This is a genomic window from Burkholderia sp. Ac-20344, from assembly GCF_017104975.1.
GTDB lineage: Bacteria > Pseudomonadota > Gammaproteobacteria > Burkholderiales > Burkholderiaceae > Burkholderia.
This window is the reverse complement of record NZ_JAAGPP010000043.1, coordinates 1-16,132: the sequence shown is the minus strand read 5'-3', so window position 1 is coordinate 16,132 and position 16,132 is coordinate 1. Positions and strand designations below refer to the sequence as shown.

The 16,132-nt window shown below is 66.8% G+C and carries 17 protein-coding genes, 1 tRNA gene, 2 pseudogenes and 1 riboswitch; of the genes and pseudogenes, 9 read left to right on the top strand and 11 right to left on the bottom strand.

Features of this window, described 5'->3' with window-relative positions; genetic code table 11:
* Positions 1–21: 21 nt before the first annotated feature.
* Positions 22–855 (bottom strand): annotated as a pseudogene (locus tag G3N64_RS16035) (class II glutamine amidotransferase).
* 176 nt (positions 856–1,031) lie between these two features.
* On the bottom strand, positions 1,032–1,361 hold the full coding sequence (locus G3N64_RS16030; RefSeq protein WP_205784807.1) for a carboxymuconolactone decarboxylase family protein: 330 nt from the start codon (positions 1,359–1,361) through the stop codon (positions 1,032–1,034).
* Positions 1,362–1,491: 130 nt separating this feature from the next.
* On the opposite strand from G3N64_RS16030, the gene G3N64_RS16025 reads away from it, so the two are divergent.
* The 8 genes from G3N64_RS16025 to G3N64_RS15990 all read left to right on the top strand — a co-directional run bounded on the left by G3N64_RS16025 (position 1,492) and on the right by G3N64_RS15990 (position 8,730).
* Positions 1,492–2,439, top strand: a complete 948-nt coding sequence (locus G3N64_RS16025) for an AraC family transcriptional regulator (RefSeq protein ID WP_205784806.1) — start codon at positions 1,492–1,494, stop codon at positions 2,437–2,439.
* Between the two features lie 103 nt (positions 2,440–2,542).
* The gene (yiaA, locus tag G3N64_RS16020) at positions 2,543–2,986 is read left to right on the top strand and encodes an inner membrane protein YiaA (protein ID WP_205784805.1); all 444 of its coding nucleotides are present in this window, start codon (positions 2,543–2,545) and stop codon (positions 2,984–2,986) included.
* Between the two features lie 139 nt (positions 2,987–3,125).
* Positions 3,126–4,190: a glycosyltransferase family 2 protein gene (locus G3N64_RS16015; protein ID WP_205784804.1), complete on the top strand. Its 1,065-nt coding sequence runs from the start codon at positions 3,126–3,128 to the stop codon at positions 4,188–4,190.
* 65 nt (positions 4,191–4,255) lie between these two features.
* On the top strand, positions 4,256–5,272 hold the full coding sequence (locus G3N64_RS16010) for a hypothetical protein (RefSeq protein WP_241021006.1): 1,017 nt from the start codon (positions 4,256–4,258) through the stop codon (positions 5,270–5,272).
* On the top strand, positions 5,269–6,018 hold the full coding sequence (locus G3N64_RS16005) for a hypothetical protein (RefSeq protein ID WP_205784802.1): 750 nt from the start codon (positions 5,269–5,271) through the stop codon (positions 6,016–6,018). Before G3N64_RS16010 ends, G3N64_RS16005 begins: the two co-directional genes overlap by 4 nt.
* Complete coding sequence (locus G3N64_RS16000; protein ID WP_205784801.1) at positions 6,015–7,172, top strand: hypothetical protein; 1,158 nt, start codon at positions 6,015–6,017, stop codon at positions 7,170–7,172. Before G3N64_RS16005 ends, G3N64_RS16000 begins: the two co-directional genes overlap by 4 nt.
* On the top strand, positions 7,169–7,786 hold the full coding sequence (locus tag G3N64_RS15995) for a phosphatase PAP2 family protein (protein WP_205784800.1): 618 nt from the start codon (positions 7,169–7,171) through the stop codon (positions 7,784–7,786). The genes G3N64_RS16000 and G3N64_RS15995 overlap by 4 nt, the downstream gene beginning before the upstream one ends.
* Positions 7,783–8,730, top strand: coding sequence for a fatty acid desaturase family protein (locus G3N64_RS15990; protein WP_205784799.1), 948 nt, complete (start codon positions 7,783–7,785; stop codon positions 8,728–8,730). The genes G3N64_RS15995 and G3N64_RS15990 overlap by 4 nt, the downstream gene beginning before the upstream one ends.
* Before the next feature lie 241 nt (positions 8,731–8,971).
* Here G3N64_RS15990 and G3N64_RS15985 read toward each other — a convergent pair.
* The 9 genes from G3N64_RS15985 to G3N64_RS15945 all read right to left on the bottom strand — a co-directional run bounded on the left by G3N64_RS15985 (position 8,972) and on the right by G3N64_RS15945 (position 15,512).
* A tRNA-Lys gene (locus G3N64_RS15985) sits at positions 8,972–9,048 on the bottom strand.
* A 108-nt stretch (positions 9,049–9,156) separates the two neighbouring features.
* The gene (gene ybgF, locus G3N64_RS15980) at positions 9,157–9,906 is read right to left on the bottom strand and encodes a tol-pal system protein YbgF (RefSeq protein WP_205784798.1); all 750 of its coding nucleotides are present in this window, start codon (positions 9,904–9,906) and stop codon (positions 9,157–9,159) included.
* A gap of 19 nt (positions 9,907–9,925) precedes the next feature.
* Positions 9,926–10,435, bottom strand: coding sequence for a peptidoglycan-associated lipoprotein Pal (gene pal, locus G3N64_RS15975; RefSeq protein WP_205784797.1), 510 nt, complete (start codon positions 10,433–10,435; stop codon positions 9,926–9,928).
* Positions 10,436–10,452: 17 nt separating this feature from the next.
* A complete protein-coding gene (gene tolB / locus G3N64_RS15970) occupies positions 10,453–11,748 on the bottom strand; it encodes a Tol-Pal system beta propeller repeat protein TolB (protein ID WP_205784796.1) in 1,296 nt (431 codons plus the stop codon).
* 109 nt (positions 11,749–11,857) lie between these two features.
* A complete protein-coding gene (tolA, locus tag G3N64_RS15965; RefSeq protein WP_205784795.1) occupies positions 11,858–12,913 on the bottom strand; it encodes a cell envelope integrity protein TolA in 1,056 nt (351 codons plus the stop codon).
* The gene (tolR, locus tag G3N64_RS15960) at positions 12,910–13,359 is read right to left on the bottom strand and encodes a protein TolR (RefSeq protein ID WP_205784794.1); all 450 of its coding nucleotides are present in this window, start codon (positions 13,357–13,359) and stop codon (positions 12,910–12,912) included. Before tolR ends, tolA begins: the two co-directional genes overlap by 4 nt.
* A 10-nt stretch (positions 13,360–13,369) precedes the next feature.
* Positions 13,370–14,047, bottom strand: a complete 678-nt coding sequence (gene tolQ / locus G3N64_RS15955) for a protein TolQ (RefSeq protein ID WP_006484959.1) — start codon at positions 14,045–14,047, stop codon at positions 13,370–13,372.
* Between the two features lie 130 nt (positions 14,048–14,177).
* Positions 14,178–14,663, bottom strand: a complete 486-nt coding sequence (gene ybgC, locus G3N64_RS15950) for a tol-pal system-associated acyl-CoA thioesterase (protein WP_205784793.1) — start codon at positions 14,661–14,663, stop codon at positions 14,178–14,180.
* A 102-nt stretch (positions 14,664–14,765) separates the two neighbouring features.
* Positions 14,766–15,512: an SDR family NAD(P)-dependent oxidoreductase gene (locus G3N64_RS15945; protein WP_205784792.1), complete on the bottom strand. Its 747-nt coding sequence runs from the start codon at positions 15,510–15,512 to the stop codon at positions 14,766–14,768.
* A gap of 180 nt (positions 15,513–15,692) precedes the next feature.
* A riboswitch (ZMP/ZTP riboswitch) is annotated at positions 15,693–15,793 on the top strand.
* 137 nt (positions 15,794–15,930) lie between these two features.
* On the opposite strand from G3N64_RS15945, the pseudogene glyA reads away from it, so the two are divergent.
* Positions 15,931–16,132, top strand: a pseudogene (gene glyA / locus G3N64_RS15940) (serine hydroxymethyltransferase); the annotation flags it as partial.

Genomic DNA, 16,132 nt, shown 5'->3' with positions numbered 1-16,132 from the left:
CGTATGGGGCAGCCTGCTGCGCTACTTCCGCCGCGGGTTGAACGGCCGCTGCTGCACATCGGCGCCCTGCGCGACGATCGCCATGCTCTCCGGCACCTCCTCCCACGCGCCCCGCAAGTCGACGAGCGGCTCGGACACGACCATGAACGCGTCGTCGCCGGCTTCGGCGATGCGCGGGTTGTGCGGATACAGCTCGTGCAGGTGCTTGAACGACGTGCTGTGGAACAGCGAACGCGATTGCCGTTCGCTCGAGTAGCGCACCGCGATGATCCGTTCGCCGTCGGTCGTGCAGATCGTCATGTTGAGCGGGTCGGCCACGCGATGCCGCGCGGCGGTTTCCTCGACCACGCCGACCATCCGCTCGAGCGCCGGCAGCGGCGTCTGCTCGAGACCGTAGGTCAGCGCGAGGCGGAACATCAGTTCGGAGTCGGTCGAGCCTTCGAGCGTCGGGAACAGCGCGGGATCGACCTTCAACGTCAGGTCGCGGCGCAGCTTGTGGAAGTCGCGGATCAGCCCGTTGTGCGCGAACAGCCAGCGGCCGTGGCGGAACGGGTGGCAGTTGGTTTCCTGCACGGGCGTGTCGGTGGCCGCGCGGATGTGCGCGATGAACATCCGCGAGCGGATCGCGCGCGCGGCTTCGCGCAGGTTGCGGTCGTTCTATGCGGGATGTACGGAGCGGTAGCGGAACGGGATTTCGTCCGGGTGCCCGTACCAGCCGATGCCGAAGCCGTCGCCGTTGGTGGTCGTCGCCCCCAGTTCCGAATGCAGGCTCTGGTCGATCAGCGAATGCTTCGCGCGGAACAGGACGGTCTCGAGATGAATCGGATTACCCGTATAGGCGAGCCAGCGGCACATGACGCGCTCCTTCACGATGGATCGTTCGCGCATGGTAGCCGACTTCGCGACGCGTCCGTGCCAGTGCGCGGCCGCCGGCCAATCGTCATACATGGCTCGCCGGGACGCGCGATGCGCAACCGAGCGGCCATGCGGCCGGGCGCCGCCACACGACGGCAGCGCCGCGGCCGTCTGGGTCACTCGCCGAGCGCGTCCATCACACGCGCCGAATAGACGAGCGCTGCACCCGCGTTCAGCGCAATCGCGACGCCGAGCGCTTCCGCCACTTCCTCCCTGGTCGCGCCGTGCTTGGTCGCTTCCGCGGTGTGCACGGCGATACAGCCGTCGCAGCGCGTCGTGACGGCGACCGCGAGCGCGATCAGTTCGCGCGTCTTCGCGTCGAGATGGCCCGTCTTGGCGCCGGCGCCAGCCAGTGCCTGGTAGCCGGCCAGCGTATCGGGCGACAGCTTGGCGATGTCGCCGATGCGCGTCGAGAGTTCCTTCCGGTATTCGTTCCAGTTCAGCATGATGCGTCCTTTTCGAGAAGAGGTGGGGAGGGCGGCGGGCGCCGCGATCTCGGGCGATGCAGACCTATTCTGATCGTTCGCGCTGAGGGCTTCGATACGCTAGAGTGTCAATTTTTAGCGCAATCGTCTCATGGATGCCCTGAGCCAACTGCTGTCGCTGGGCCGCAGTCATGTCGAGCTCGACGTGCGCTGCCTGCTCGACGGGCCGTTCGCGATGCCGCACGACCCGCTGCCGCCCGGCGAGGCGGCGTTTCACCTCGTGCTGGCCGGAACGTGCCGGATGCGTACCGTGGACGGGCGCACGCTGCAGCTTGCCGACGGCGATTTCGTGCTGCTGCCTGCGGGTGGCGCGCACGACCTGCTCGACGCAGGGGCCGGCCGGTCGCGGCCGGTTGCGGCGCTGCGCGATCTGGGTACCGGCGGTGGCATGGTGCTGCCGGTCAAGTCGAATCTCGATCCGGCCGAAGCGGGCGGCGCGAGCGTGGACCTGCTGTGCGGACGGTTCGTCTATGCGCGCGGTGCGGGTGAACTGCTGATGCGCACGCTGCCGCATGTGCTGCATGTCGGGTTGCGCGAGGCGTCGGGGTTCGCGCCGCTGCAACTGCTGACGAGCGTGCTGCGCACCGAGGCGTCGAACGGGCAGCCGGGCGCCGGCGCGATCGTGAACGCGCTCGGCCAGGCGCTGCTCGCGTATGCGTTGCGCGCATACGGCCGTGGTGCGCGCGTGCCGTCCGGCTGGCTCGCGCTTGCGGCCGACGCGCGGCTCGGCCCGTCGGTCCAGGCCGTGCTGCAGGCGCCGGAGAAGCCGTGGACGGTCGAGTCGCTCGGCGATGCATCCGCGATGTCGCGCGCGACGTACGCGCGCCATGTCCGCGAGCGGGCCGGGATGAGTGTCGGCGCGTTCGTCGCGCAGATCCGGATGATGCATGCGTGCGCGCTGCTGCAGGACACGCAGCGCGGGCAGGCGGAGATCGGGCAGGCAGTCGGTTACCAGTCCGAGGCCGCCTTCGGCAAGGCGTTTCGCGCGGTGCTCGGCACGACGCCGGGGCGCTGGCGGCGCGAGCAGCGCGGCATGTAAGACTGCAAGCGCGGCTGTCGTGGCACGCGCCAAAGCTGCTACCATGCGCGAAACGCAGTTCAACGACAACGATTTCGAACAAGAAGAAAGAGAGGGCAAAGCAATGAACCAGACCACCATCCAGCAGCCGTCGTTCGCGTTCGTGGCCGCATCGTGGGCCGCGCTGCTCGCCGGTTTCGCGGCATTCCTGATCGGGCTCTGGAACGCCGGCATGCAGCTCAACGAGAAGGGTTACTACTTCACCGTGCTGGTGTTCGGCCTGTATGCGGCGATCTCGCTGCAGAAAAGCGTCCGCGACCGCGCGGAAGGCATTCCCGTCACCGGCATCTACTACGGCCTCAGCTGGATCGCGCTGCTGCTGTCGATCGCGCTGCTGGTCGTCGGCCTCTTCAACGCGACGCTGCAACTGAGCGAAAAGGGCTTCTACGCGATGTCGTTCGTGCTCGCGCTGTTCGGCTCGGTGGCCGTGCAGAAGAACACGCGTGACCTGCAGAACGCGAAGCCGCGCTATACCGACGCCGATTCGGCGCCGTCCGCCCAGGAGTGACGGCACGCGAAGCGGGCGCCTTCCAGGCTGCCCGTTTCGCGACGACGGTCGCGAGCGACCCGCATTCGCCGTCGCGCGCCGGGCTTGCCGCCCGTTCGTTTCATCCATGCCGTCGCGCATGACGATGGAGACATTCAGGATGCCGGACATCACAGAAATCGCACCGCGCACGCGCGCAGCCGCCCGTGCCGTGGCGGCGAAGGCCGCGCTCGTGCTGGAGACGAACAACCTGCGCGGCGGCGCGGGTCTCGCGCAGGCTGTCGACAGCCTGAAGCGCCTCGTATCGGCGCTGTCGAAGCAGACCGTGCCGCCCGCGGCGCTCGCACAATGGATCATCACGCATGACGGCCTGCCGGCCGATGCGTGTGCGGAGATCGCTACGCTGGCCGGCCGTTCGATCGATTTCGTCGAGATCGGCGCGCGCACCGGCTACTACGATGCGAAGAACGACGGCTTCGATCGCGTCGACGCGGACCGCTGCGACATCGTCGTGTTCGGCGATGCCGATTGCCGCCCGGCCGACGACTGGCTCGAACACCTGCTCGCGCCGTTCGCGCGCGCAGCCGGCGATACGCCCGTCGCGGTGGCGGGGCGCACCAGCTATGCGCCGAACGTGCTCGGCATCGCGCTGACGTCGATCGATTTCATGTATTTCCCGAGCCCGCTGCGCGACGGCGCGACGCGCAACTTCTACGCGAACAACGTCGCGTTCCGGCGCGACGTGTTCGCGCAATTCCGCTACGAGCCGCTCGACGGCGTCTATCGTGCGCATTGCCAGGTGATGGGGCTGCGGATGCAGGCGGCCGGCGTGGCCGTCGAGTTCGCGCCGGACGCGCATACCGAGCATCGGCTGCCCGACACGCATCGCGAATCGCTGAAGCTGCGCTGGATGCGCGGCGAGGACAGCGTCGGGCTGACACCGTATCTCGTGAACGCATACCTGCCGCGCGGATGGCAGTGGCTCGGCCGCAGCGGCCCGCTCGGCCCGTTCTGCGTGATGGCGATGCGGCTCGGCTACAGCCTGCGCGCGCTCAATCGCCAGCAGTTGCCGCCGCTGGGCGCTGCCCGCTATCTCGCGGCCGTCGGCGTTACGATCGCCGCGTCCGGCGTCGATACGCTCGGCGCGCTTGCGCGCGGGTTCGGTCTCGCCGGGCGCGCATCGGCCCGGCGCGATCTCGAAGCGCTGTCCTACCACCGCCATTGAACCGGCGCCGCGCATCGCGCGCGGCCATGACACGTCGACATCCTGCATCCATCCCGACAACGACCATGCCCTCGATCGCCACCCGTGTTGCCTGCCTCGCCCTATTTGCCGTCGGTGCCGGTGCCCATGCCGCGCTGGTCGATCACGCGGGACGCGGGATCTACCACTTCGCGTCGCAAAGCGGTTGCCCGTTCGCGAACGCGGCCGCGGCGGACTGCAATCGCGTCGCGCTCGATGCGCCCGACGTTCACGCGAGCATCGATACCGATGCGCACGCGATCGTCTTCTCGAGCGATGCGACGCGCCGCACGAAGGACGTGCTCGGCGACGTGTTGCTGCAGGGCACGGGCGTCGACGGCGACGGCCGGCGCGTGCCGTTGAGCGTGCATGTGCTGCTGCGTCGCGACGGCGCGAAATGGAACCGCGACGTGTACGTCCATGCGCCCGTGCACGGCACGTTCACCGATGTCCGGATCGATCCGTATCGCGTGCGAGTGAAGGAGGGCGATGGCGAGCGCGACGTGCTCGCGCCGGACGAAATGCTGGCGCTGTTTGCGCATCCGTCGCTTGCATCGCGACTCGCGCGGCACCTCGTGAAGGTGCGTGCGACCGATCCGAAGCAGCCGTCCGCGGACGACATCACGATCGCGCTCGGTGTAGGCGGCCTGACGAAGTCGGTCGCGCGCGCGAGCTTTACGTCGAACGCGCCGCACGATGCCGACGTCGATCGCGCACTTGCGTCCGGCACGTGGGCGATTCGGTTCGATGCGTTGAGCAATCACATTCCGGTGTGGGTCGCACAGCGCGAACTGTTCCTGTTCGGTCTCGACGGCAGCGCGCTCGTGAAGGACATCCGCGTGCACGGCTTCAGGAAGAACGACCGGATCGAATTCGGCACACGCGACGGCAACGGTTATCTGCGCGTGAACGGCCGTGAGGAGGCATTCGCGGGGGCGTCCGCGTCCGCGCATGCGTTCATGCAGGAAAGCTTCATCGGCCTGATCCTCGGATGGCGTCGCGATCCGGCCGCCGCTGCGGCTGCTGCGGCGAAATCCGCGTCCGTACGGGGCGTGCCGGCATGACGACGGCAGGTGAACTGCCGGCGTCGCCGCAAGCGTCGCACGACACGCGCTTCGACTGTCTCGATGCGCCCGTGCCACGCGGCGCGGCGCGGGTGCGCGCATACCTCGTGGATCGTATCAAGCGGGCGGCGATCCGGCAGCTTCATCGCAGCACGCATGGCGAGCGCTGGGTGCTGCGCATGTACCTGATCGGCGAGGAAGCAACCGAGTGCGCGTTGCACGAGGACTGGGCCGGACAGCCGCCGGACTGGCTTGCGCCGCGGATCGAGCAGCATCTCGCGGACGAGCGTCGCCACGCGGCCGCGTTTGCCGATGCGCTGCGCGTGCGCGGTGTCGCGCCGTCGACCGCGCCGCACGAGCCAGACTGGCTGAGCCGGCGCAAGATCATGCGATGGCGCCGGCTCGCGCAGCGCCATGCGCCGCATTTCGCGCAAGGCGTGCTCGTGCCGGCCTATGCGACGGGTCTGTGCGCGGAACAGATGGCGATGCGCGTGCTCGCGCGCCACTGCGAAACGATCGGCGATGCGCATCCGTTGTACCCGCTGCTGTCGCGCGTGCTCGCCGACGAGACCCGGCATGTCCGGCTCTGTTCGGACACGCTGCGCCGCCTGGTCGCACCGTCCGAGACTGCGCATCTCGCCGCGTTGCTGAACGAGATCCGTGCGATCGACGCCGGTTTCGGCGTGACGGGCGCGCTGGCGATGGTCGCGGCCGGCTGGCTCCAGTCGCTTCGTCCGCGCGCATGATGCCGCGGATCGTCTACCTGGCAACGGCCGACGCACGCGGCCACCTGATGCGCGCGCAACTGCTCGTGCATGCGTTGCGCGCGGCCGGCGCGCAGGTCGACGTGCTGACGACGTCCGATGCGGGGCGGGCGTTCCTGGCTGCGTTCGGCGTCGACGCGACCGTGCTGTCCCGTCACTACGCGGTGCAGTTCGACGAACGGCAGAACATGCTGCGCGACGCGACCGATCGCAATGTCGCGCACTACGTGTTCAGGCCGACGCGCATGCTGCGCGACATCGCGCGGCTGCGTGCGATCGTCCGCGATGCCGATCTCGTGATCAACGACTCGTTTCATCCGGCGCTGCTGTTCATGGGCGCGATGCCGCGCTGGCGGCGCTGCGTCGTCCATGTGTATGGCGGCAGCCTGCGCCGCGCGTTGACCGCGAATTTCGATGCGCGGTTGCCGCGCGTGCTGGCGCGTGCGTTCGCGCAGATCGTCGACTGGCAGATCGATTCCGCGCGGGGCTGTATCGAGCACGATTTTGCGTACGACGCCGTCGACGATGTGCGGCGATCGCACTTTCATTGCCGGTTGCCGACGCCGGTGCCGGTCGTCGCCGAATGGCCGGTGTCGGAACCGGCTGCTGCCGCCGTCTATCTGAATCCGCATTTCCGCGATATCGCGCTCGCCGATGCGTTGTCGGCCGGAATTCGCGATGCAGGGCTCGCTACACACCGCGTGGGCGAGGGCTATGCCGGGCACGACGGCTGGACCGGCGTCGACGCCGACTGGGTGACGCGCGCCGCCCATGCACCGCTGATCGTGTCGGCTCCCGGCATGGCTGCGCTGTCGATCGCGCGTGTGTATCGCCGTCCGATCCTGCTCGTGCAGACCGATCAGCCCGAGCAGGCGAGCAACGCCGCGCGCGCGGCCCGGCTGCAACTCGTGCATCGCGTCGTCACGTGGCGCGGCGATGCGGCCGCGTTCCGGCGGGAAGTCGGGCAGGCCGCAGCCGAGCTGATGTGCAATCCCGGCACGCTGGCAGGAACGATCGCCGGCCGCGAGCATGCACGTGCGCGCTTGGACGCATGGACATTGCGCCTCCTCGCGCTGCGTCCGCGTGCGCAGGTGGCCGATGCGGATACGCGATGCGAGGCGCCGGCGCCACGATGAATTCGCTGTCGTTTCGTGACGAGCGCCGGCCCGATGTCCGGCAGATGCTGGCCGCGACGTTCGGCATGGCAGCCGGCCTCGTGATCTTCTTTCTGCTGGAGCGCAGCGTCACGCCGCGCTACGTGTTTGCCACGGCGATCGATGCACGCATTCCGTTCATCGCGTGGTCGTGGTTCGTCTATGTCGGCTTCTTTCCGTTCGTGATTGCGCTTGCCGCGTATGCGCGGCCGCCTGCGTTCGCCGCGTTCAAGGAGGCCGTGCTGATCGCGTTCGTGCTCGGTGTCGTGTGCTTCCTGCTGTTTCCGGAAGCGGTGCCGCGGCCCGACGTCGCGGAGATCGGTAACGTGTTCGTGCGCCACCGTCTCGCGCGCATGTGGCAGCTCGATCTCGCGGCCAACGGCTTTCCGAGCCTGCACGTCGCGGTGACGTGTCTTGCCTGCCGGATGCTGGCGGACCGGCGGCAGCTCGTGACGGTGGCGATCGGCCTGCTGATCTGCACGTCGACGCTGACGCTCAAGCAGCATACGGTGGCCGATGTGCTGGGCGGCGTGGCGCTTGCAATGGCCAGTGCGCTGTGGGTCGAGCGGCGTTTGCTGCGCAGGAGGCTCGCGTGACGGATGCCCGTGTCCACCACGCCGGGCCGAATGCCGAGCTTGCGCGGTTCGTGCCCGATCCCGCGTTGTTTTGCGTGAGCGCGTTGCGCGTCGGCGCGGCGCTGGCGGGCGACTGGCTGATGATTGCCGCTGCGTTCGCGGTTGCGATCGTGTTTGCGCATCCGCTCGCGTACGTGTTGGCCGCGATCGTGATCGCGCGCAGCCAGCTTGCGCTCGCGGTCATGATGCACGAAGGCGCGCACGGGTTGCTCGCGCGGAACCGGCGCGTCAATGACGCGCTGGGCCAACTGTTCGCAGCCGGCCCGCTGTGGCTGTCGCTGCGCACGTATCGCGCAGGCCATCTGAAGCACCATCGCGCACCGATGCAGTCGGACGATCCCGTCGCGCTGCTGTTCGGCGTGCACGACTATCCGGTGACGCGCGGGCGGTTGATCGGCCGTCTGCTCGCGTACGCGTGCGGGATCGGCTACGTGACGAGTGTCGTGAAACTCGCCCGCGGCGAGTTTGCGCATGCGCTGCCGAAGGTCCGGAAGTCGCGCGTGTATGCCGCGTGGGAAGTCGCGTCGATGCTGGCCGGCAACGGTGTGCTGTTCGGCGCGCTTGCATTGGCCGGGCATCCGCTGCTGTACGTCGCGTTGTGGATCGTGCCGTCCGTCACGCTGCTGCCGCTTGCCGGCCAGGTGCGCGCGATCTTCGAGCACGCGGGGCTGCCGGCATGTGCCGACCAGAGCCGCAACGCGCGCACGATCGTCCGGCGTTCGTGGCAGACGTTCCTGTTCGGCCCGCACGCGATTCATTTTCATATCGAACACCACCTGTTCACGCGGATGCCGTTCCATCACCTGCCGGTCGTGCATCGGCAACTCGCGCTGCGGCAGTTGCTGCCTGCCGGCAATCTGTATGCGGGATATGGTGGCGTGCTGCGCGACGTGAGTGTGCGCTGACGCGCGGGTGGGGGCACAGTCGACACGTTCACGAACATGTGGCTCGAGTCGATCATCTCGATCGTTTTCATGAGCGCGTTTCTTTACGCCGGCTTGAAGGGAGAGATGCTTCTGCCGAAGCCAGGGGGAGGGCGCGGCTGAATGCGTGGCGGGTATCACCGGGATGCCGCGCTCGACACGGATGCGACAGACGCAAAAAAGCCTCCGCTTGGGAGGCTTTAATTGCACTATCAAAGATAGTTGGTAGGGTGGGAGGGACTCGAACCCTCGACTCTCTGATTAAAAGTCAGATACTCTAACCAACTGAGTTACCACCCCACGTTCTTGAAACCTGTTGGTTCGTTGCTTCAACAACTTGCGCGACGACCCAAAGAGCAAAAGATTATAGCGACGGATTGTCAGGCTGTCAACAACCCGACGCGATAATTATTTGATCGTCTCGAGCTTGCCCTGTGCGGTCTGCGCAGCGTTCGACCCGCCGTATTGCGACACGACCTGCTCGAACGTCTTCTTCGCGGCCGCCTTCTGGCCTTGCTCGAGCTGGTTCGTGCCGATTGCCACGAGTGCGTCGGCCGCGCGCGGGTGCTGCGGGAACTTGCTGACGATCCCTTGCCACGTTGCAGTCGAACCGCGGTAGTCGCGCAGCGCGTATTGCGCATTGCCGTACCAGTACTGCGCGGTCGGCTGGTAGGGGCTCTGCGGATACTTCGCGATGAACGCGCGGAACGAAGCCGCCGCCGCCTTGAAGTTGCCGTTGCGGAACTGCTGCTGCGCCGCGCTGAGCGCATCCGTTTCACCCGGCTGCACGGTGCCTTCCACGCCGTCGATCGTCGCCTGCTGCGGCTCGAATTTCTTGAGCCGCGTGTCGAGATCCTGGTAGTACTCCTTCTGCTGCCGTTCGAGCGTCGTCAGCCGGTTCGTCAGATCCTCGTTCTCGCCGCGCAGCGTCGCGACCTGCTGGTTGAGCTGGTCGAGACGGCCGGATTGATCGAGGATCGTACGTTGGGCGGCCGACAGCTGGCTGGACAGGTTGTCGGTCTTGCTGCGCAGGTCGAGCACGGCGCGGCGCGCTTCGTTGTCGTCGAACACGCCGGCGTGCGCCGGCGCGGCCGACCACGCCGCGCCGGCGACGCAGAATGCTGCGGCAACGCGCAGCCAGGTTACACGGTGCGTCATACGGCGATTCTTCCGTTACTTACTGTTGGTAGACGAGGTCGGCGCGACGGTTCTGCGCCCACGATGCTTCGTCGTGACCCGCTGCCTGCGGCTTTTCCTTGCCGAGGCTCACGGCTTCCATTTGCGAATCGTTCACGCCGAGCAGTGCCATCGCACGACGGACGGCTTCCGCACGCTTCTGGCCCAGCGCGAGGTTGTACTCGCTCGTGCCGCGTTCGTCGGTGTTGCCCTGGATCAGCACGTGGCGCTGCGGGTGGCTCTTCAGGTACTGGGCGTGCTGCTGCATCAGCGGCTGGTACTCGTCCTTCACCGAATAGCTGTCGAAGTCGAAGTAGATGCTGCGCTTTGCGAGCGGGCTGTTCGGGTCGTTCAGCGGATCGACGTTCACTTGCGCGACATTGTCGGCGCTCGGCTGCGTGCTGACCGCACCTGCGTTTGCCTTGTCGTCGAGCTTCACGCCCGACTTGCACGCTGCGAGCGCGCTGATCATCATCACGGCCAGGGCCAGACGAGCTTTATTCGACATCATGATTACTCTCCTATTGGTCATTGCATGAAGGGCCCCCACGACGGCTCACGTACGGAGCCGCCCTGGACGGACAGGATCTGCGGCGGCGCGCTGCCGTCGGAGGGCACTGCTGCCAGAACATTGCGACCACCCGACTGGGTAGCGTACAGAAGGTACTGGCCGTTTGCCGCGAAGCTCGGCGATTCGTCGTGGTTCGTATTCGTGATGGCGTTCGCCGCGCCAGACTGCAGATCCTGAACGTACAGCTTGAAGCCCCCACCCGTGCGGGAGATGTAAGCAAGCAGCTTGCCGTCCGGGCTGATACGCGGACTCGTGTTGTAGCTGCCGGTGAAGGTCACGCGCTGCGCGGCACCGGCGCTTTCGCCCTGGGCGGGCATCCGGTAGATCTGCGGCGCGCCGCCGCGATCGCTCGTGAAGTAGATCCAGCGGCCATCCGGCGAGTAGAACGGCTCGGTGTCGATCGAACTGCTCTGCGTGAGGCGGCGCAGGCCGCCGCCCGTCGAGTTGACCGTATAGATTTGCGTATTGCCCGTCAGCGACAGCGCGACGGCCAGCGTGTTGCTGTCCGGCGACCATGCCGGTGCGCTGTTGTTGCCCTTCTGGTCGGAGACGATGTAGCGGCGGCCGGTCGGCAGGTCGTGGATGTAGACGATCGGCTTCTTGCGCTCGAACGACACGTACGCGACCTTCGTGCCGCTCGGCGACCAGGACGGCGAGATGATCGGCTCGGTGCTCGACAGCGCGATGCGCGCGTTCTGGCCGTCCGAATCCGAGATCTGCAACTGGTAGCGGTTGCCGGTCTTGATCACGTACGACAGGCGCGTGGCGAACACGCCGCGCACGCCGAGCAGCTTCTGGTAGATGTAGTCGGCGATCTTGTGGCCGGCCGTGCGCAGCGTGGTGTCGGTGGCCGTCAGCGACAGGCCGCCGAGGCTTTGCTGCTTCACGGTGTCGTACAGGATGAAGTTGACCTTGTACTGGCCGTTCGCTTCGCGGTTCACGCTGCCGGCGACGAACGCATTGGCGCCCTTGGCCTTCCATGCGCCGAGATCGACCGATGCGGACTCCGGCACGGGCGTGCTGCCTGCGTCGATGTTGGTGAATTTGCCGCTGCGGGCGAGGTCGGCGCGGACGATCGACGTGACCTGCTGCGGCAGGTTCGCCTCGTTTGCGAAATTCGCGGTGGCGATGGGGAACTGGGTCGACCCGACACCGGTGATCAGCACGTTGACCTGGGCGTTAGCGGCGCTGCCCGCCGTAATCAGACACGAGGCCACGAGTGCCCTGAAACCTAGCTTTGTCATCAAACTCATGCTTCTTGCTTCCCGTATGACTTGGATCGCTGCGCAACGGCAGAGACAGTAAAAATACCCGATTCGTTCCCGTCCGACAGTGACGCCCGGAGTGTAAGCGCATTTCCTTTCACTCCGCTGCCTTGAAGGTAATCGTAATGTCCGACGGGGTACGACCGTTAGAATCGGGCGGCAACGGGACCGATGCGTGGATCGCATTGACCACGGCTTGATCCCACCCCGAATTCCCGCTGGAGCGGGAAACCGATGCGCTCAATACGTCACCGGACGGCGTGCACCGAATCTTGACGACGGTGGTCAGGCCTGCTCGCTCGCCGCCCCAAACGATGTTCGGTTTGACGCGGCGGCGCACCTTGTCGGCATAGCCGGGCGTCGCGGCATTGCCGCCGGAGCCCGTGCCCGTGCCACTTTTCGCGAGGCCCTCGCCGCCGCCTTCACCGGCGCCGGACAGGCCCTGCATCTGTGCGAGACGCGCGCTGCGCTCGCGGTCGAGCTTCGCGTTCGCCGCCGCATTGGCTTTCGCGCGCGCCGTGGCTTCGGCCTTCGCCTTGGCCTGGGCTTCCGCCTTTGCCTTCGCGGCTGCGTCGGCCTTTGCCTTCGCCGCCTGCTGCGCTTCGAGCTGCGCCTGCTTCTGCTGCTGGAGTTTCTGCTGTTCGAGCTTCTGCTGCTCGGCGAGCTGCTGTTGCTTGAGCTTGTCGGCCTGCTTCTGCCTGTCGCGTTCCGCGGCCTTCTGAGCGGCGAGCGCGGCTGCCTGCTGCGCCGCGAGCTGCGCGCGGCGGGCTTCGTCTTCCTGCTGGGCCTTCAATTGCTGCGCGCGGCGCTGCTGGTCGAGCAGCGCTTCACGCGCGGCCGCTTCCTGCTGCCGCTTCTTCTGCTGCAGCGCGATGTCGGCCTGCTCGTCGCGCACCGGAGGAGGGGGCGGTGCGACCTTCGCGGGCGGCGTGGGTGTGACGACGGGCCGCGGCGCGGGGACATCGGGCACTTCGGTCCACAGCTCGGCTTCGGCGCCGGCCGGCGTGCTGTTCTGCCACTGCACGCCGTGGTAGAGGAACAGCGCGAGCAACACGTGCATCAGCGCGGCGAGCGCGAATGCGCGCCACGTGCCGCGCTCGCGGGGAGGCTGAGGCGGGTAGGCGGAGCTGCGCGTGGATTGCTGCCGGTTCATTGCGATTTGACGAGGAGGCCGACGCGCTTGACGCCGCGCGCCTTCAGATCGGACATCACGGTCATGACTGCATCGTACTGTACGGTCTTGTCGGCCGCGATCACGACCGGCTGGTCGGGATGATCGGCCTGCCGGGCCACGATGAAGCTGTCGAGCTCGGCCTTCGTCATCGTGTCTTCCTGGGTCGAGCCCGAGTCGCCCTTGTACTTGACGCTCATCGTGCGATCGGCCTTGATGTTGACGACGACGGGCGGCGTCTGCTCCTGCGGCGCGGCGTTGCCGACGGTCGGCAGGTTGATGATCGACGGGGCAACGAGCGGTGCGGTGACCATGAAGATCACGAGCAGCACCAGCATCACGTCGATGTACGGCACGACGTTGATGTCGGCCATTGCACGGCGCGAGCGGCCGCCGCGCATGCTGGATCGGATGGGACTTCCTGCCATGACGCGCTCCTTACTGGGCCTGACGCTGCAGGATGTTCGAGAACTCTTCGATGAAGGTCTCGAAGCGGATCGCGAGGCGGTCGATGTCGTGCGCGTAGCGGTTGTACGCGACCACGGCCGGAATCGCGGCGAACAGGCCGATCGCGGTGGCGACGAGCGCCTCGGCGATGCCCGGCGCGACGTTCGCGAGCGTGGCTTGCTGCACGTTCGCGAGGCCGCGGAACGAGTTCATGATCCCCCAGACCGTGCCGAACAGACCGATGTACGGGCTGACCGAGCCGACCGACGCGAGGAACGCGAGGTTCGCTTCGAGCACGTCCATTTCACGCTGGAACGACGCGCGCATCGCGCGGCGTGCACCGTCGAGCACGAGGCCCGGATCGCTGAGGCGCTTTTCCTTCGCCTTCAGGAACTCGCGCATGCCCGATTCGAAGATCCGCTCGAGCGCGCCGATCGTGTGGCGGTTGTTGGCCGCGCTCTGGTACAGCGCCTGCAGGTCGCCGCCCGACCAGAAATCCTTCTCGAAGCGTTCGGTCTGCGCGCGTGCGCGGCGGATCGCGAACCACTTGCGGAAGATGAAGGTCCACGACATCAGCGACAGCAGCAGCAGCAGCCCCATCACGGCCTGGGCCAGCACGCTCGCGTTGAGGACGAGGGAAATGATCGACAGGTCTTGAGAAGTGTTCATAGAGGTTTGAGTAACGTCCCTTCGGGGCGCCCGGTATGCGTGTGGCGCGGCGCGCCGGCCATGCCTGACGCCGAACCTTGCTTAGTATCGAATCAGAAAGGCAAGTTCATAGGCTTTGTCTAAACGGCGCTCATGCGAGCTTCGTTGACAGTGCAATCTGTCCGTCGTCGATGACGGGCCCGCGCTGCAGCGCGTCGAGCACGGCCGGCGGGATGGCCGCGGGCCGGATGCCGGTACGGTCGACGCAGCCGAGACGGATGTGTCCGGCCACGAGCAGCGTGTCTCCGCACCAGGCTTCCTGCATGAATTCCACCGATGCGCGGCCGATGCGTCCGGGCCGGCTCGTGATCGCCAGCGTGTCGTCGAGTCGCGCCGGCGCGCGGTAGTCGAGCGACGTGCTGCGGACGACGAAGATCGCGTCGGTGTCGTCGGCGAGCTGACGCTGGTCGATGCCGCATGCGCGCAGCCACTCGGTGCGGGCGCGTTCGAAGAACTTCAGGTAGTTGGCATAGAAGACGATGCCGCCTGCGTCGGTATCCTCGTAGTAAACACGCACCGGCCAGATGAAGCCGGACGGCGCTTCCGGGGAGCGGGTAGGCTGGGTCATGGCGCGCATTCTACCGGAAGGCAGGGGCCTGATTCGTAACCGATTCGTAACGGAATGTAGTATGCCGTAGCACACTGCGGGCCGGCCCGGAAGGGCCAGGCCCGCGTGGCTTCAGCCGCGGTGGACGGTCGGGCCGCCGGGTGCTTGCGCGATCGGCATCAGCTCGATCGTGTTGACGTTGACGTGCGCCGGGCGCGTCGCGATCCAGTAGATCGTGTCGGCGATGTCCTCGGGCATGAGCGGCTGGACATTGTTGTAGACGTTCGCCGCCTTTACGTCGTCGCCGCGATAGCGGACGTTCGAGAATTCGGTGCCGCCGCACAGGCCCGGCTCGATGTCGGTGACGCGCAGCGGCGTGCCGAGCAGGTCGGCGCGCAGGTTCAGGCTGAATTGTCTGACGAAAGCCTTGGTCGCGCCGTAGACGTTGCCGCCCGCATAAGGGTAGGAACCCGCGACCGAGCCGAGATTGAAGATGTGACCGCGACCGCGATCGATCATGCCGGGCAGCAGTGCGTGCGTGACCGTGACGAGGCCCGTGCAGTTCGTGTCGATCATCGTGTGCCATTCGTCGAGGCTGGCCTTTGGGGCCGGCTCGACGCCGAGCGCGAGGCCGGCGTTGTTGACGAGCACGTCGAGTGCTGCGAATTCGGCGGGAAGGGCGGCCGGCACGGCTTCGACAGCCGCGCGATCGCGCACGTCGAGCTCGAGCGGCAGAAGGGCATCGCCGAGTTCGGCGGCGAGCGCATCGAGACGATCCTTGCGGCGCGCGGTCGCGACGACGCGGTGGCCTCCCTTGACGAAGGCACGGGCGATGGCGGCGCCGAAGCCGGCGGACGCGCCTGTGACGAACACGATCATTGCTGCTCCTGGTGGATGACAAAATAGCGGGTGGTATCCCGCAAGCCTACTGAGATTGCCGCACCGCGGCAAGGCGGCAAAGCGTTCCGGCACGGGCGCGTAGAGTCTGGCCCCAATTGCTTCCGGCGCACCGCCGTGCGGTTGCCTATTCATGACGCATCCAATACACTAATGCGCTCATCACCCCCGCGTGACTGGCGATAGAACCCTTCGGGTTCAAGGTGGAGCATCCCACCGTGAAGCGCGGGGCGCCGTTTTTGCCGTTCGCCTGGGCAGCCGTTGTGCGCCGTCGCGTGCATTGCCGGTGGCTGTCCTGCCTCGCGTCATACGGATTCTTCCGCCACGTCGAGCTGGTCCTGCCAGCAGCGCACCGTACTCGGCCGCTCCGGTCAACCTGTACACACTTAACGGAAACCGTATGTTTGACAGAGCCCAAAGCACCATCGCGAACGTCGATCCCGAAGTCTTTGCAGCGATCGAGCAGGAAAACCGCCGCCAGGAAGATCACATCGAGCTGATCGCGTCGGAAAACTACACGAGCCCGGCCGTGATGGCCGCGCAGGGCTCGCAACTCACGAACAAGTACGCGGAAGGGTATCCGGGCAAGCGCTACTACGGCG